This is a genomic window from Neobacillus novalis NBRC 102450, from assembly GCF_001591805.1.
Taxonomy (GTDB): domain Bacteria; phylum Bacillota; class Bacilli; order Bacillales; family Cytobacillaceae; genus Neobacillus; species Neobacillus novalis.
Window position 1 is genome coordinate 48,541 of sequence record NZ_BCVP01000005.1, and the last position, 17,498, is coordinate 66,038.

At 32.6% G+C, this 17,498-nt stretch carries 16 protein-coding genes and 1 pseudogene; 7 read left to right on the plus strand and 10 right to left on the minus strand.

Going from position 1 to position 17,498, the window contains the following annotated elements:
* Positions 1-93: 93 nt before the first annotated feature.
* From BANVL01_RS03600 to BANVL01_RS03620, 5 genes are all read right to left on the minus strand, one after another.
* A complete protein-coding gene (locus tag BANVL01_RS03600; RefSeq protein WP_066089933.1) occupies positions 94-699 on the minus strand; it encodes a hypothetical protein in 606 nt (201 codons plus the stop codon).
* 225 nt (positions 700-924) lie between these two features.
* The gene (locus BANVL01_RS03605) at positions 925-1,242 is read right to left on the minus strand and encodes a hypothetical protein (protein ID WP_066089936.1); all 318 of its coding nucleotides are present in this window, start codon (positions 1,240-1,242) and stop codon (positions 925-927) included.
* Positions 1,243-1,749: 507 nt separating this feature from the next.
* Positions 1,750-2,421: a VanZ family protein gene (locus BANVL01_RS03610; protein WP_066089939.1), complete on the minus strand. Its 672-nt coding sequence runs from the start codon at positions 2,419-2,421 to the stop codon at positions 1,750-1,752.
* Positions 2,422-2,609: 188 nt separating this feature from the next.
* Positions 2,610-2,825, minus strand: a complete 216-nt coding sequence (locus BANVL01_RS03615) for a hypothetical protein (protein WP_066089942.1) — start codon at positions 2,823-2,825, stop codon at positions 2,610-2,612.
* A 507-nt stretch (positions 2,826-3,332) separates the two neighbouring features.
* A complete protein-coding gene (locus BANVL01_RS03620) occupies positions 3,333-3,716 on the minus strand; it encodes an IolE/MocC family protein (RefSeq protein WP_066089945.1) in 384 nt (127 codons plus the stop codon).
* A gap of 271 nt (positions 3,717-3,987) precedes the next feature.
* Here BANVL01_RS03620 and BANVL01_RS03625 point away from each other — a divergent pair, with 271 nt between their 5' ends.
* Both BANVL01_RS03625 and BANVL01_RS03630 read left to right on the plus strand, forming a co-directional pair.
* Positions 3,988-4,215 (plus strand): hypothetical protein, encoded by a 228-nt coding sequence (locus BANVL01_RS03625; RefSeq protein ID WP_066089948.1) that lies wholly within the window; start codon positions 3,988-3,990, stop codon positions 4,213-4,215.
* A 148-nt stretch (positions 4,216-4,363) separates the two neighbouring features.
* Positions 4,364-4,759, plus strand: a complete 396-nt coding sequence (locus tag BANVL01_RS03630) for a DUF3888 domain-containing protein (protein ID WP_066089951.1) — start codon at positions 4,364-4,366, stop codon at positions 4,757-4,759.
* A gap of 530 nt (positions 4,760-5,289) precedes the next feature.
* On the opposite strand, the gene BANVL01_RS03640 is transcribed toward BANVL01_RS03630, so the two are convergent.
* Together BANVL01_RS03640 and BANVL01_RS03645 are read right to left on the minus strand one after the other, a co-directional pair.
* Positions 5,290-6,405, minus strand: a complete 1,116-nt coding sequence (locus BANVL01_RS03640; protein WP_066089957.1) for a DUF4179 domain-containing protein — start codon at positions 6,403-6,405, stop codon at positions 5,290-5,292.
* Positions 6,402-6,968 carry a sigma-70 family RNA polymerase sigma factor gene (locus tag BANVL01_RS03645; protein ID WP_066089960.1) on the minus strand — a complete coding sequence of 189 codons (567 nt, stop codon included), beginning with the start codon at positions 6,966-6,968 and terminating at the stop codon, positions 6,402-6,404. Before BANVL01_RS03645 ends, BANVL01_RS03640 begins: the two co-directional genes overlap by 4 nt.
* Before the next feature lie 575 nt (positions 6,969-7,543).
* Here BANVL01_RS03645 and BANVL01_RS03650 point away from each other — a divergent pair.
* Positions 7,544-7,774: a hypothetical protein gene (locus BANVL01_RS03650; RefSeq protein WP_066089962.1), complete on the plus strand. Its 231-nt coding sequence runs from the start codon at positions 7,544-7,546 to the stop codon at positions 7,772-7,774.
* Between the two features lie 322 nt (positions 7,775-8,096).
* On the opposite strand, the gene BANVL01_RS03655 is transcribed toward BANVL01_RS03650, so the two are convergent.
* The 3 genes from BANVL01_RS03655 to recJ form a co-directional block, all read right to left on the minus strand.
* A complete protein-coding gene (locus tag BANVL01_RS03655; protein WP_066089965.1) occupies positions 8,097-9,989 on the minus strand; it encodes a TnsB C-terminal domain-containing protein in 1,893 nt (630 codons plus the stop codon).
* Positions 9,990-10,201: 212 nt separating this feature from the next.
* Positions 10,202-10,546, minus strand: coding sequence for a hypothetical protein (locus tag BANVL01_RS03660; RefSeq protein ID WP_066089968.1), 345 nt, complete (start codon positions 10,544-10,546; stop codon positions 10,202-10,204).
* Positions 10,547-10,720: 174 nt separating this feature from the next.
* Positions 10,721-12,391, minus strand: coding sequence for a single-stranded-DNA-specific exonuclease RecJ (recJ, locus tag BANVL01_RS03665; protein ID WP_066089971.1), 1,671 nt, complete (start codon positions 12,389-12,391; stop codon positions 10,721-10,723).
* 151 nt (positions 12,392-12,542) lie between these two features.
* On the opposite strand from recJ, the pseudogene BANVL01_RS28730 reads away from it, so the two are divergent.
* The 4 genes and pseudogenes from BANVL01_RS28730 to BANVL01_RS03680 form a co-directional block, all read left to right on the plus strand.
* Positions 12,543-12,869 (plus strand): annotated as a pseudogene (locus BANVL01_RS28730) (TniQ family protein); the annotation flags it as partial.
* A 102-nt stretch (positions 12,870-12,971) separates the two neighbouring features.
* Positions 12,972-14,354 carry a helix-turn-helix transcriptional regulator gene (locus tag BANVL01_RS03670; protein WP_235845480.1) on the plus strand — a complete coding sequence of 461 codons (1,383 nt, stop codon included), beginning with the start codon at positions 12,972-12,974 and terminating at the stop codon, positions 14,352-14,354.
* 230 nt (positions 14,355-14,584) lie between these two features.
* A complete protein-coding gene (locus tag BANVL01_RS03675; protein ID WP_066089977.1) occupies positions 14,585-16,570 on the plus strand; it encodes a TnsB C-terminal domain-containing protein in 1,986 nt (661 codons plus the stop codon).
* On the plus strand, positions 16,563-17,444 hold the full coding sequence (locus tag BANVL01_RS03680; protein WP_156482183.1) for a TniB family NTP-binding protein: 882 nt from the start codon (positions 16,563-16,565) through the stop codon (positions 17,442-17,444). Before BANVL01_RS03675 ends, BANVL01_RS03680 begins: the two co-directional genes overlap by 8 nt.
* Positions 17,445-17,498 lie beyond the last annotated feature (54 nt).

Genomic DNA, 17,498 nt, shown 5'->3' on the forward strand with positions numbered 1-17,498 from the left:
AAGAAAAAATACCTAAAATAGCACTTTAATTGGTCAATAATAAATTAAAAGCGTGGTTATAATTAACCACGCTTTTATCAACACTATTAGCATTTAATTTGTTTTTTCTTCTGTTGTAGAAAATTCAACATAACCGTATCTCAAGTTCACCATTATAATGTACTCTTTGTTATTTTTTTCCGCTACCCAGCTTTCGACTACATCTTTCTCATAAAGACTGTCATAGGCTGGTTTATTTACAAAAGATAATTGGTTTCCATCATTAATAAAATCTTTTGCAAAATTTTCAACCATTTTTTCAGCGGCATCTTTTGAAATCTTATTCTCTTTTAAATCGAAAGAGTAGTTCTTATAATGATACTGTTTAAATCCATTTTCGTTGAAAACAAATTCAATTTTATGAATAAAGTTATCACTGTTTGGTTCATATTTACTCCAAAGGTATAGCGTTTCTTTATTATCCAAACCTTCATCTTTGAAATTCGGCATATTATCAAGAACATTTTGAGGTAAGTAATTTTTCAGCTTTGAAAAAACCGTTTCTTTTGTAATTTCCACTTTTTCAATTTTTACTAGTGTTTCCGCTGCTGAGGTCGTTTTTGTTGATTTCTCTGGTTTGATGTCACTACTTTTCTGCCCACAAGCACACAGCACTATCCCTAAAACACCAATTAACAAAATAATATTATACTTTTTCATTCGCTTTTCCCGTACCTTTCAATTTTTGTATTTATATTTATATTTTTCTTTATTTTGTCGGTGAGAAACCTATTTCTGAAAGCGACACGAGAGGGCGATACGAATCGTCTTTGATAATGCTGATGTATCAGTGGTTATTGGCAGGTCCATTAATCAAACAAGAAGAGAACAATGGAGCGATGATATTCAAAGCAGATGATGAAAACTTCTTCCGCATAAAGCTAGTTATAGATATTCCCAATAATAAATCAATGTAATAATCAATGAAACAATGGTGTAAGATAATGCTGTAAGAAAAATAATATTGGGAGTAAATTTGAATTTTTGTCTTTTCATTTTGATATTTGTCTGCCCTTGAATAGTAGTGTCTATATAATGCGATGTGAAGCCACCCTTTGAAGTTAAAAACCAGATTAAAGTAGTTAAAACGAACCCAACCGCAAAAGAATATTCGATAAACTCTTTATTAGTGTTTTTAGCAATAATAAAATTTATTCCAAATAAAACAAGTAAAGTAAAGATAATACCAATTAAGCGTTTCATATTTTACCTCCAATTTACATAATTTGCCTTTATTCAAATAATAGCACAAAACAGTTTATAATGTTAATTATATATTGTTTTCCTTTGGGAATTCGGATAAGTTGAAATGAAAATGGGGTTCGGGGTCAATAATGTTTAATGGCAGGCGAAGAAGGTCGTTGAACTATGGTGCCTTTGAGCCCATCCGTTAGTCTGACTCCGACGACCACGGTGTACCACCGACTGTCGCGCCCTTTATGGGTAGCACTCATGGGAGATTAATCCTTTTTCTGGTTGTTGCGCCAGCTTTAACTGATTTCATTTTAAGTAGAAAGGTTTCACAAGACGATTTACCTGCCATCTTATATACGATCCTTCAAGAGGCTCAGCCTTTTTTTAAAAACTGGTTTTTCTGGGTCTACTTTTTCATGCCCTTTTTCAGTTTTTATTTTCATGGGAGTTTAAGTGCTTTACTTCACAATCTTTTTTTCAAAACAACAAAAAGTTTAGAGTATCATTGGCTTTCTATTAAAAAGTTACTCCAGAGTTTTTTATCTTTTGAGTAACTAATTTTTTGATTTTTACCCATAGAAAATAACAGCCAACTCCAACAACAGCCCCTATTGTATTTAAAATTACATCATCAATATCCGAACTTCTTCCCATACCTATTTCAAACATCGAGACTAAGATACTTTGTAAGAACTGTACAAATTCAATTCCAACTGTACATAGAAAAGAATACCAAATAGCTTGTTTATTACTCTTTGCCCATTTGAAATAAAGCAGAGCAAATGCAAATGGGGTAAGCATAAAAGCATTTCCAGCGATTTGGAATAATGGAGAAGGATTATTATAAAGAACATCAAGAATCCCTTTGATGGGTAATAAATTCACATAATGGACTATATATTTTAAGTTTTTTAATGAGTAATTTACATTATCAAAAAAGAATAAAAGTTGAACCGTATTATGATACAGTATGCAAAAATAAACTGAGAAACATATACCAATAATCCAATCAAATACATTTTGTAATCTTGTACGTTTTAATAGGAATATCATACAACCTGTGATAATAGCAATATTCAGCAAAACTTGCAAAATGATAGGCAAGTATCGATGCAAATTACTAAAATAAAGAAAAAGACTTTCTCCATAAAAGATAAGCGGGACGCCTAATAATATGTATTTCTTCATATTTTATCTCCTTATATCAATTCTTTATTAAATTATAACAATTATCTCGAATATTGGTATCATTTACATTAATTTAGTTGAACTAACCTGCCAATTAGTTGAATAAGAAAAAGACCACCGCAGCGATCTTCATCTTCAACTCTTGCACCCCGTTAGCTTAAGTAACTTTATCACAATCTTATCAAATCTCACTGATTGTTATGCTTTATTCTTTTATATAGCCAGCTAAATAAACTTATCACTTCAATGATAACAAAACCAATCAATATCGCCTTTAAGAAAAATAGTTTATCTGAAGTGAGGGTAAATGTTCTGGTCCTGAAATAGTGAGTCAAATACCCCAATATCGCACCGCATAAAAGCCATAAGATGTGTTTCAATCTCTCATAAAGATATGTTTTCATTAGGTTCTCCTAGCTGCTTTCACAGGCAATTTAATTTTAGTCTCATAACAAATAAATAATAACTGATTTTTAGGATAATAATAATGGAAATCTACTCTTATATGAGAAATCCTTTTGAAACTAAACTGCCCCATTACTTGTATAAGAAAAAAAGGTGGATTTCTTTTTTAAAAGAAACCAACTTTTTTGGTTTAATACAAAATTCAATTATCATTTTTTTAAATTATCTACTTTTTCCTCTATCCTGTTTAGACGTTCATCTCTTTTCTTTGACGACCGTACGAATAGGACAATAAGAACAATAAAAGCCACTGGTATGAGTATTGAAAATAACTGAAAAATGATGGTCCCAATATTTATCATTTTTTATTCCTCCACTAAATCTTTTAAAAAAATATAACACTTATTTAAAATTCACCGTTCAAGCAACTGCATCGTTAACGAAGAAGAAAAGGGCAATATCGTTGTTCCAGTAAAGCACCCCGTTAGCTGAATAAGAGATGTGGATTATTTAGACTTAACTATCAATTTTTCTCCAACATCCTTAGTTCCTTTAAAAATAATGTTATTCTTATATCCTATATCTAATTTGACGTTGTAATAATCCCAAGTCTTCTCATTGTTTGAATACTTTTCAATAGTTTTTAATACATCGTTATATATCTTTGTTGCTTCCTCAACTGTTGGTTGTTCTTCAAGCAATAGTCTAAACTTTACTGTGTCATCATCAAATGCTCCAACACAATCAATGCCTTTTGACTTTTTAAAATAATCTTCAGTTTTGGAAACAGCTTCACCTATATCTTGCTCTGGTGGTTTATTACACCCACTTATAATAATTAATGAAATTAAATAAATAACTAAAAAAAATGTGGATTTTCTTTTTATCAATCAGTTCCCTCCTCACCCGCCATATACATATTTTACCACAAAATTGCACCAAAAATGTTTTGTTTTTATTCAACTAACCTGCCACGTTAGTGCAGCGAGAAAAAAGGATCGCCGCTGCAACCCTTTCTTAAACTCAAGCCCCCGTTACTTCAATAAGTATCCCATTTTCGTTGAATATTTATCTAATAAAGAGGGTTCAAATCATTGGAAATTATATGATAAAATAGGAGTAACTACAATTAACACTTTAATGTTTAATGGGGGAGTCAATGTGGCGAATAAGTTTAAAATTGCGTCGAATTCTTTCTTAACCCTTTCAGTTTTTTTGATAGTAATAATGTTAATTAAAATTTACATCGATTATCAGAATTATATTAAACATCCTGAATGGTCAGCCCCTTTTTCAACTCATTTGATAGCAACAGGTATTATTTATGGTGTTCCAGTAATTGTGTCATTGGTAATAGGTTTAATTTTTAAAATCAAAGCAAGTAAATAATAGGCAGTAGAAACTCGAAATAAAAAATGGCACAGTTCAAACCTGTGCCATTTTTTCAATGCTATTTTGATCGTATATAACTGGGGGAGCTTAATAAGAATTTCTTGAATTGTTAATTATAAGAGAAACCTGGAATGGAGGATTTTTTATGAGAAAAAGCCTTTTCATATTGATTGCCTGCTTAATCCTTTTCTCTTATTCACCTGTTAAAGCTGAAACCGTAACTAAAAATGATGTCCAGTTGCGTGATGACTTGATTTTCATTTTGCTTTATCCCTCAATTCAACAGGAATTGAAGAAGCAATATGGCGAAATTAAACAAAATTATTGTGGTAATATAACCCAAATTAAGAAGCTGCCACAAGGCAGTTACTTATTTAATGTCACCGTGCAGGTAACAACATTTGAATGTGCTCACAGTCCCCCACATGATTTAGTGACAATCACTTTTAGTAATGAAAAAACCATAGAGTGGCGGGCTATTGATTTCAAAAGAAGAAGGTTAAAGCCAAATGAGATAACTAAATGCAGGCATCCTTTGTAAAAGGGTGTTTTTTTCTTCGGTTATATTCTTAAACTGCTTCGTTAGTTCAGCAAGGAAAGGTGACCACAGCAGCGATTTCCTGCTTTTTTACTAACGCACCCCGTTTACTAAGAACCAGCCGAAGCGATCATTGCAATACTCCACATTATCAAGGTAAATGATGTTGTAAGCAAGAATGTATTAGCAGTAGTTTTCTCATCATTCTTAACTTTTTTCAGTATAGAAACTAAGCTGAGACAAAATATAATGGACAAAAGTGGCATTAAGAAAACCCCAATAAAGAAAAATGCAATCACCGATAGTTCCCCCAAATAATTTAAAATATCTCAGTTTAAATTTTATTCCACACATATCCTTACTTTTCCTGTTTAACTTTCCTGTTTCTTTAGTTCAACAAAAAAAAGACCGCCGCAGCGACCTTTAACTTTAATTAATGCACCCTTTAGATTCTTCACAGTAACCCTTCCCTCTGTTGCTTTAAGGAAAAAGCGACCCTTCAATTTCGAAGAATCGCAGTCCTAACTACTATATTATTTTACTAGTTCGATAATAATGTCATCTAATTTATGTTCTTCTTTAACTGTATTAGGTTTCGCTTGTGCGTTGGAGTTGTGACTACTTTTAACATGAGGAGTTATTATTAGTTTAGATGCCTTCTGATCCAACTTTTCGAATGTTTTACTCCAATTAATATTGTAAGTTCCCTCGGCACCTTCTCCTCCGTTTTCTTGACCAGAATAGATATTTCCTAAGTCATCTTTAATTTCTAAATCAACATGCACTCCATCCCAGGTGCTTTGTATCAATTCAGAAACTTCTTGATTATAAAAAAGTGTAAAGGACATTGGAGTTATAGATATTTTTTCTACATTTACTTTTACTCCATTTTTTTCTGAGGTAATGCCACTCAATATTTGCACTTTACTTTCCGTAGCCTTTACAGAAAAATCAAATTTCCAATCTCCTTTTATCTCTGTCTTATTATCTGGGTTTTTAATACTGTCAATATTCCATTTAATATCAGCGACATCAAATTTTTCATCTTCCAGATTATTAACAGTTAAAAAGCCCACATATTTATTAGTATCTATTTTAGTTGTTATGCCAGTACCTCCCGTTGCGTACATCCCTGATATTCTTGGTAAAGTAAAGTTTGCATTCCCAATATCTTGTTCACTTTCAATGGTATATGTTAGCGTCGCTGTTTTCCCATCAAAAACAGCGTCATTTATCGTGAATTTAACCCCGTTACTTTCCTTAGTAATATTGATTTCATTTGAATATTTCTTATAGTCATAATAGAGTCCAATATTTTTTTTCTGTGTATCTTTACTTTCGTTGAAGTCTTCTTTATCAGCACCAGAAAGTCCAGTTGTTCCATGGTCGAAAAATCGGAATATATCTTCAATTACTGGAATATTTCCAGCATATGCAGGTAAAGTTACAAAGCTTGTAAGGGATAGTCCGACTAAAATGGATGCTGCCGCAATATTCATTTTCCATGCTTTCGTTTGTTTATTCTTTATGATTATCGATTTCTTTAAGGTTCTTTTAACATTAGCTTTTTCTAGGGCACTTACTTCCATTTCCTCAAATTCTATCTCATCTAAGTTTACATCATTCAATAATTGGTAAATATCCTTCATACGCCATTCTCTCCTAACTTGAGGTTTGTCGTTTGCTTAATGAGCTTCTTTTTCCCTCTGTAAATTCGATTATCAATAGAAGCTTTGGTTAAACCTAGTTTTATTGATATATCCTCTGACTTTAAACCTAGAAAAAACTTCATGATAAAAATATCTCTTTCAAGAGGTTCTAGTTGATTTATTAACTTTATCAGTTCATTTTTGTCTTCTATGGAGAGTAATTCTTCTTCTGCGGACTTTTCTACATTAAGTTCCATCTTATCTGAGGCTATTTCAATTTGCTTACTAGCTTTTCTGTAATAATCAATAGCTTTAAATTTAGCAATGGCACAAACCCATTTTTTAAAATCATTTGAATCTCCGTTAAACTTCTTCGAATTGTTCCAGATGGAAAGAAAAATATCATTGATACATTCTTCCATGACACCATTGTTATTTAGAGGACTCAGCACTTTATAAGCAATCCCTTTTATCAATGGCAAATACTTATCTACGATAAATTCGAGAGCGTCTTCTTTTTGTCGTTGTAATCGATGTATAAAATTTGATTCATTTGACCGCATGTACCGATTCCCCTTATTTTTTGTAAAAGCTTTTACACCTTATATAACGAATAGAAAATGTTTTTTTCTCGCATTTACAAAAAATCTTTTATTTTAATCTAACATAGTGCAAGAGTAATATTATGATTTAAGGAATATGATTTAAGGAATATGATTTCGAAATTTTCATCAATTTGGTTAGTTCCATAATGACATTGAGTAAACATTATGGAGATATTGTTCACTCATATCAAAAAGGGACCGCCAAAATGACGGTCCCGTTGTTGAACTAACGCACCCTTTAGCCATCCATGAAGCACAAAAATCAGCGCTTCACCACAGAGAATTAAAGTAGGTTTATTGTGGTCATACTAATTTTGCGACATGAGGTTTAATTTTAGGCTCAGCTTTTTTAAAAATTATAATTGCTGGGTCTAATATAGCATTGTCTTTTTTAGATTTTCACTGTTTTGTACTTTCATGGTAGTTTAAGTACATTTCTTCACAATGTTACTTTGAATTCGGGAAGGACGAATCCTAGTGGTCACCGTTCTTTTTTTCACTTTCGAATAATATTTTTATAAGGGGTGTATCTTATGAAGTTATTAATATTGATTATATTATTGTTATTAATATTTGTTATTTTTTTATTCATTCGAAAGGACAAGGAACAAATATTAGAAAGTTTTTCCCTAGGTGACTTTTTACATCAAAACAATCCTGAACACAAAGATACAACTATTATCACCAAAATCAACGATTTTTTCGATACTGATAATGATGATGGCAGTGAAGACGGGATTGATGATGGCGATGGTGGTGAGTAGTAATGTACTAGCGATTTTGATTCACAGGGAGAAAAATTAAATTAACACCACGATTTTGAGTCCAATTCGCACGCACAAGAATTGGACCCCTTATTTTTGTTGATATACCAATGTTTAAGAGCAACAGATGTATAAAATAGCAAATAAGCTCAGTGGGAAATTTATTCACTGAGCTTTTCTCCTGTTATGATTTCATTAATTCAACAAAAGTTCCTGTTGTCGTATTAGAGTTAGATGATATTTCTCTGTTAGTCATAAGGAACCTTCCAGTCAATATCCATGCCTAATTCTTAGTTGGCATAATTTTCCACCTTTTCTTTTTTCACCATTTCCTTTCCTTCCTTTTTTTTTCAAAAGTGACTGCTATTGTCCCTTTTTTCACTTTTCCAATGATTGCGGTCGAGCTATTTTGTTCCATCCTAGCTTGTTTCTGTCTATCTTTTTTACTTTGAATTTCCTCTTGTGCCTTTTGTACAATTTTGGCTATTGCCTCATCAATCTCCCCTATCTTAAAACTTGCTTTTTCTTCTTCTCTCGTTTCATCTACAAATAATTGATGAGCGTACTCACTTAGATTTTGGGAATATTCTTGATTGGTGCAAAACACCTCAAGATAGTCCTTATCGAATTCATTGTAAACATAAACCTTTGAAATATCACTAGGGTCATATTTGTAGGTAACTTTCGTACCTTTCCCTTTCATAACCAATCTAATTTTAAGTTCGCTTAACTCCTTAGATTGGTAAAACAAGTGAGCCTTGCGGATTCCTGTGTTTTGAATAGAAGATGTTCCAATTTTCATTAACGCTACCTTCCAATCCAATTTTGTAGAAGGGATTGATGGGGTAAATCCATTTTCCATGGCTTTTTTCCACATTTTTGTTGGTGCTGGACGATTTAGACTTCTTGGTTTCTGAGAATAAACATCCACAATATAAATATGAAGCAGTTCCAAAAACGAATTTAGATGCATTACAGCGTTTTTTTCTGGATCGTAATCTCCCTTTTTTAATATGTTAGAGAAAGTTGTACCAGGCAGTTGATGAATTAACCCTTCATTTAATGTTCTAAAATAACGCTCGACAATACCCTTTTTCCAAGTGCTTCTAGCTTTTGTGAATTCTAAATTAATGTCTAATTTTAAACATGCATCTATTATGTGCTTACTAGTAAATTCTTTTCCCCTATCTACAACTAAAAACTCTGGTAACCCAAAGGCTAACCACTCATTTTTAACACTAGGATAAAGCTTTTTAATATACGTTTTGGGAGAAGAAGCATGCAAAAGACAATTCATAACGGACACATATGATGGTGGCTCAAACCCAACATAAAAGCCTAAAAGATTTCCTGTAAATTTATCAAAGGCTGTTGTAAGGGTTGGTCTACCTAGCGGGTAATCATTATCGTCTAACAAGATCAAATCTAATTTAGTGTGATCTACTTCCACTCTTTGTAAAGGGCGATTGGCAGGTTGTAATAACATTGCAGACGCAAATTTTTTTCTAGTGGCTTCGTGTCCTAATCTTACTTTATCTCGTTCATACGAATCTGAATCAGTGATTCTTCTTCTTATGGTCGAGATGGACGGATAAGGGAGTTTTTCGTTCGCCTCATTCTCTTTATTTCTATTATGAATTTCATTCACTACTTCATAATGTACTTTTTTCGGGTTAGCTAATTCTCTCCTTTTATAAGAAATATTTAATACCTGCTCGATAATTAACTCAACTTCTGTATGCAGCCGTTTTTCTTTAGGAGCAGAATTATGCTTATTACTTACAAGAGATCGAATATCTCCATCTGATTCTAGAAATGCACCAAGCCAACGGTAGATTGATTTTTCTGAGACTTTGTGACCCAGCTTTTCTAGTTGCTCTATTCGCCCCTTAATATACGGTTTTAATGTATTATCAGACACAACTAATAGTGGTTCAATTACAAAATGGCGAAATTTGGCACCTTCCTGCTGTTCAATCGGTAGCATAGAAAAATCCGAAAAGTCGAAGGTCTTCTTCTGTTTTTCATTTTGATTCTGTAACTCAAGAACCCCTTCTTCCATCCAGTTATAAATGTCCGTGATAGTAACTTTATTTTTCAAACTTTCGAACTCTAAATCCTTTGTCAAGAAAACATTTGGTTCAATTTCCTCTGTAATTTCAAAGGATCGGTTAAGATGTACATACTTTGTTCCTATACCTACATAAATTCTCATGGCTTCCTCCTTATTGTGCTAGCTTGCTAGCTTACCAGTTTATTTTCTTTATGGGCGCAACTTCGAAGTTTTATACGTCGCCTGTGCAACACAATTCCAGTTTATACGACGAATTCACTATTTTTACAGAGGTATATTATGGAAACCGTTGATATTATTAAAATAATAATATAAAATATAATTTTTACAAAAAAAAGAAAAATCCCTTGGTATCACTGACTTTTTCTCCTTTTCATATACTCTTCAAATTCACATTTTTTCACAAAAGTTTTCCTGCATATACCAGTTAAATAATTCTTTAATTTCCTTCTGTAAATTGCATTTCGAACCAACGATTCCGTAACTCCATATTCTTGTATAAGCTGTTCTAAAGTCCTAAAAGACTCTTTGATTTGAAGTAAATTCTCTTTATCAAATCGATATGGAAATGCTTTATTGTTTAATTTTTCAACTCTTGGTTTGGTAAACAAACCTGCTTCAACCAACTTCAATGTTGTCCTCGCTGTAAAGCCAAATAACCCCGCAACTTGCTTTAATGAAATATTGTAAGAAGCCATGTAGTGATGAGAAACTTAGTATTTTTCAATTAAACTTAAATTTAGCTGTTTTTCATTTAAGGATAAACGGAAAAAGCTTAATTCTGATAATTATTATGAAGCTAAATGTATTACATTAAATTAAGATATACCCCATAAATTGGAATAACAGAAGCTTCTTGTTTGGGTGCTATTTTAAAATATTCGAAGGTCATTAATAAGAAAGTTCTTTTCTTTCCAACAATTAGGAGTATATAAAAATTCAAGAGTAGTCCATTGTTTTTTGAAATGATGACCTTTTGAAAATGCTAATAATTTTTTCTTATTGATAGTTAACTTTACATGCTCTTTGTTATTTCCAAATAGTTCAAAGTTGCTTAATTGTTGGGTGGGCGGGCAATGAAAAATTGGTTTTGGGTTTCCTATTCCAAAAGGTTCCAATGCCACTAAGTCTTTAAAAAGTTCAACAGGAAATTTCATCAAATCAAACTGATTAGTATATTGAATCATTGGTTTAATTTCCGAATCATTCATTATTGCTAATTGAACTGCTTTCCTAAATAAATCTATTTTCTCTAAATCAATAGACAATCCAGCAGCGCCTTGATGTCCACCGTACTTTTTTAAATACTGAGAACATTGTTTAATCGGATTTATGATTGAAAAATTAGAACCTTGAACAGTTCTTGCAGAACCAGTCCCCGATTGCGATATCACAATTGTGGGTTTATGAAAATTTTCAGCCACTCTCGCAGCAATTATCCCGATAATACCATTGTGGAATTCTCCGTGTACAACGATTATTTTCTCATTATCCCAACCATTTTTTAAAATGTCTTGTTCAGCCTGTTGGTATTGCTCAGTGGTTAAGGATTGGCGCTTGCGATTGATTGCCATTAATTCTTTTAATTCTTCCTCGCTAGTATCTGTATTCGTTAATAGCTTTGTTGCTTTATTTGGATCATCAATACGCCCAACAGAATTAAAAATGGGAGCGATTTGAAATCCTATTTTAGTGCTATCAACGTATGAGAGATTAAGTAAGCCAAATAATTTCTTTAATACTCGGCTAGGATCGTTATTCATTTTACAAAGACCTAACGAACAAATTACTCTATTTTCACCTTCTAGTGGCATTAAATCTGCTATTGTTCCTAAGGTCGCCATTTCAATATAATCATGAAAGTGTTTTTCCCAAGATAAATTGGAAGTTGCTTGAAATAAAGCTTGAACAAGTTTGAATGCAACACCTGCACCAGAGAGGTTAGTGTAAGGGTATGTGTTATCGAATCTTTTCGGATTGATAAAAGCATAGCAGTTTGGGAATTCACCTAAAATTTCATGGTGGTCTGTTACAATAACATCAATTCCCTTTTCTTTTGCCATTCTCATAGCCTCATGAGCACTTGAACCATTATCAACTGTGATAATAAGTGAAACACCCAGATTTGAAATTTCCTCTATTGCTTTAGGTGAAATACCATACCCTTCATGTCTTAGTGGTAAGCGAAAGGACACATTTGCACCAAAGTATTTTAGGCATTGATGCATAAGTGTCGAAGAACTGATGCCATCTAGATCATAATCGCCAAAGATTAAAATGGTTTCATTTCGTTTCATCGCTTGAATAATCCGAAATACGGATTTTTTCATATCATTTAACAAAAAAGGATTGTGTAAATCGTTAATGGAAGGATATAAAAAGCTCCAAACTCGCTCTTCCTTATTGATTCCTTGCTCAAACAATCCATGCATTAAAATAGGTTCGATACAAGTTTGTCGAGCTAAAAAATAAATTATCGACTTATTAGGATGGGAGCATAGTGGAGGACTTACTTGCCGCCATATAGTTTGATTTTTAAACATATTTTTTTAATTATCTCCATTTCTAAAAAATTAGTATAAAATAACTATTGACGAAAATCTCCAGTTTTATACATACATTCTATTATTCTGGTAATAATAGGAATAAAAGGAGTGATCGGTAATTAAAAAGTTTATAAAAAAGCTACCAATTATAGAAACAGAAACACTAAGCAGTTACCTTTTTAGAATTTTTAAATGGAACTATTACGAAACTCCATACGCAATAATCAGCAAGTCACTAACAAGGTATGAATTTGATCAAAATCAAATAAAGGAAGAAGTTTGCGAAGAGTTATGTTCATTAACGGAAAATGAATCCCTTTTTAAGTTCTCTTATAGGAATTTACATATTGGCATTGAAAAAGAAAACACATTATTTCTTAAGAGATGGACTAAATGTTGTCCGATATGTCTTTACGAACAAATCCATCAGGAGTTTACCTGGGGAATTAATCTAATAAATGTATGTACAAAGCATAATGTCTATTTACGAAAAAAATGTAGGCTTTGCAATAAGCGTTGGACAATAAATTCCCTTTTTAATAATAGGTGCCGTGGATGCGGTCAATCTCTTTCAAAATTGGAAACTGAGAAAGTGACGGACGAGATTATCATGAAATCCCAAAAGGAACTTACGGAGTTTTTCCTTGGAAAAAGGAAATGTTTCTTAGGGTTATATGAAATAAACGACTTAATGATTGTTCTTTCTGGATTTGCACAATTATTCCACGGTTTGTACAGTTTTACACAAATAAATGCTCCTCAATATAGGATGGAATACACAAACAAAATTCCTTTTAACCAAGAAGGCGTGGTAAATTTAATTGCTGACTTATATTGGATGTTTGAGGATTTTGACAATCGATTTCCTTTAATTCTACAAGCAACTTTTCAGCAAAAAGCAACTAGAGAAACCAGAAAGAGAAGAAAGAATTTCGAAAACATAATCACTTCTTCCTCGAATTTGGAATTTATTTTTAATGCATATCAAAACTTCCGACTTGAGCATTACATACACGAAATGAATGTGCCTAAAAATATTAAGAGTTTTGATAATCATGCGGCAGTGTTTATTGAAAAAAATTACCTTACGATGATGCAGGTCAAAATGCAATTCGGTATTGTCGATAGTGAATTAGCCTGTCTAATGAGTAAAAGTTCCTTTAAGGAATGTTATTTTAATAATGGGAGGGCAACCTATTTCAAAAAAAATAAAACTGAGGAATTTCTTCAGGAATTTTTAAAAGAAAAATCTGATAAGGTGGCTGCTTTGGAGGCGGCAACAATATTAGGCATTAACGTGGATAGAGTGTATGACTTTTTAAAAGACGGCTTATTAGAGTATTCTCCGTATTTGGAAGATGATAGAACGCTATCCAAAAAACAAATAAATCAATTTTTGAGCTCAATAAATGCAATAAAAATAAATGAAGTTAGAAATAAAATAACTCTCGCGCGGTGTTTTGAAAAATATAATACCTCTGGATTGTCTCTTCCTCAATTAATTTCATTTATTAGAATAAATGGGTTGTTTGCATATACGCAAGAAGTACCTTATAAACTTTGCGATTTGTTTTTTGAACCTACTGATCTAGCAAATAAACTTAAAGAACATCGCATTTTTACAAATGGTTATAACTTAAAACAAGTTTCTCAAGAATTGAAATGTAGTGAACGGACTGTTCTTAAATATGTAAATGCGGGATTGTTAGGTAAACCAATCGTAGAAAAAATAAATAACAGAGCGTTTGTTTATCGTTTTGAAATCAAAGATATTGAAGATTTTAAAGAAGCTTTTTGCTCGGTCGAGGAAATTGTAAAAGAATACAATGTATCCGAGTCACTTGTACGAAATGCTTTATATAGAGGAGTAATCAAGAATCAATTATCTGGAATATGCAGGAAAACGCTTGTTAACAAATGGGAATTTGAAAATTATCAAAACAAAGGAAAAGACCAATAATACCAATGGTCTTTTTGTTTTTTTAAAGAAATATATTCTATATTATTATTTTGATAATATCAAGTACTTTTCTCGACTTTCCTTAAATTACCAAAAATTTTTAATGAAAATTCGAGTATACTGGTACCAGCGACAAGTAATGACGTATAAAACTATTTTGTTGCGCCCATAACATAAATAAATTAAAAGCTAGCAAGCTGGTTAGCTAGCTAATATATAAGGAGGACATCATGAGGCTTTATGTCGGTATAGGAACAAAGTTCAAATTGAATGAAAGGTTCTTTGAAATAGTGGAAGAACTTGAGAGAAATCTCTTTTTGGCTAAAGATTTGGATTACGAAACGGTGAAGCAAAAATTCTCTTTAACTGAGCTGTATAAATATCTGGAAGCAGGTACTTTACAGTTTCGTAATGGTAAAGAAAATGAAGAATCGGTTAAATATGATTATGAAGATTTCTCTATGCTACCCTGGGAACAGCGGGAAGGAGCAAAATATAAACATTTCGTTATCAAGCCGCTGCTTCAGGTTTCAGGGGAAAAATTAAAGCCCTTTATTGAAGAACGTCAGAAAAAGTTAAGCGAACAAGGTTATAAGGTTTCAGTAAGATCGATATATCGATGGTTATCAGATTTTTTGAAATCAGATGGTGATATTCGTTCACTTGTAAACAATACTCACAACTCTGGACCGAAAGAAAAGCTAATTCAAGGTGAAGTTGACTTGATTATTGATGAAGTGATGGATTCTTTATATAAGAGGAGGGAACTTGCTAATGCCAAGCGGGTATTTTATGGGGTTATTCACAGAATCGATACTGAAAACCAAACACGCAATCAGGAAGATAAACTGAAGTCCCCATCTATTTCAACAATTAGAAGAAGAATCAATGACTCTGATTCTTATGAAAGAGACAAAGTGAGGCTAGGACATGTAGAAGCCCGAAAGAAACATGGTAGCGTTCAAATGCTTAAAAAGCCCACATATCCTTTACAGAGAGTAGAGATTGATCATACTCCTCTTGATTTAATCTTGATAGACAAAAATGGTTTGCCGCTTAGAAGACCTAATGTCACATTAGCCATAGATAAATTCACAGGGTATCCTTTGGGAGTATATGTTGGGTTTGAACCAGCATCGTATACATCTGTTATGTATTGTTTGTTACACGCATTTGCACCTAAGACTTATTTGAAAGAACGATTTCCAAGTGTTCAGAATGAATGGCTTGCTTACGGGATACCTGAATTATTAGTGACCGATAGAGGGAAGGAATTCAAAAGTAAACATTTATCAGAGGCTTCCCTCCAACTAGATTTCGAGCTTGACCATAATCCAGCTAGGAAACCTTGGTATAAAGGAAGTATTGAAAGATATTTCAGGACGTTGAACGAAGGATTAGTGCATCAATTACCTGGTACAACTTTCTCAAATGTTTTTAAAAAGGGGGATTATAATCCTGAGAAAAATGCTGTAATGATGCTAGAGGATTTCCTTGAACATCTACACATTTTTATCGTTGACATCTATGCACAAGAACAACGGGGAATTCGTCTTTCCCCCGCCCGAATGTGGGAAAAAGCAGTAGAAAATGGTTTTTCTCCAGCTATACCTTCATCAAAATTAGATTGGAAGGTTGCTTTGATGAAACTTGGAAAGGGTTCAATACAAAACACTGGTATAAAAAAAGACCATATGCATTACCAATCCAAAAATTTGCAAGAGCTTAAAATTAGATTGGGCATAAAAGGAAAAGGCAATATCATTAAATATAAATATGACCCAAGTGATATTTCTAAAATTTATGTTTATGATGAGTTAGAAATGCAATACATTGAAACATTGTGTACAGACCAAGAATACTCACTTCATTTAAATGAGTATTCACATAAGCTATTTGTCGCCGCAGCGAATGAAGAATCAAAGAATAATGTAAGTATTAGTTCTATCGCGGCTGCAAGAGCAAAATCTGAAGAATTAGTCAAAAATCAGATTCTATCTAAAAAGGAAAGATCCATTTTGGCGCGAATGTCAAATGATGGATCTAATACATTATTGAACAATGATAAAGTAAATGCTTTAGATTCTAAACCAGAAGAAGAACCTGAAAAGCCAAAGAAAACTCAAAAGGAGCCAGTGGTACAACCTGTTAAGACTGAATATTATGAAAATGATACATTGGATTTGGATGAAGATTGGGGAGCATCGTATGACTGAACAACTGCTGTTGTCTAAAGAGGAAAAAATTAAACAAATCGATTTTTTTCGAATTTATCATCCCGATTTTAAGAAAGCTCTTGAATTAATTAGCTTGTGTCACAAGTCAAAGTTAAAATCCGCTGATCCGCAATGCTTGTTAATTACTGGTAACTATGGTACAGGAAAAACAACTATATCTGAAAGATATATTAAACAAAATCAAAAAGTAATTCCATTGGAAAGAACAACAAAAAGGGCTATCCTGTTCGGATCAATTCCAAGTCCAACTAAAATCAATACATTTTTAGAAACTATGCTCGGTGATTTAGGTGATCCCTACCCTGTTAAAGGAACGATCGGAAATAAACAATATCGTTTGGTCAATTTAATTAAAGATTCTGAAGTTGAATTAATTATGCTAGATGAATTTCAACATTTTGTCCATAAAGAAAATCATAAAGTAAATCATGAAGTAGCAGATTGCTTTAAGTCAATCATTAATGCTACAAAGGTTCCTGTTGTGCTGTTAGGTTTAGATGAATCTGAAAAAGTTCTTGATTCTAATGGACAATTAAAAAGAAGATTTTCCTTCAGACATCACCTTACTGATTTTAGTTGTAGGGATGAAAAAACGACAGATCAATTCAGAATATTACTCCACCAAATTGACAAAGCACTTCCGTTTGAAAAACTCGCTGGTCTTAAAGAATCAAGAATGTGGAAGAAATTCGAAAATGCTACAAAAGGAAATATGAACGCTCTTATGAAGCTAATCCGTTATGCTGCGATAGCTGCGGTCGAAGCAGACCATGATCAAATTAAAGAAGAGCATTTCTCGAAAGCTTTTGAATTACATTCATTTATTTTGAATGGTACAGATCCATTTAAATAATGATTAGTCGCCCAACACCTCAAAAAGGTGTTGGGCAGCCTATTGGATTTAATG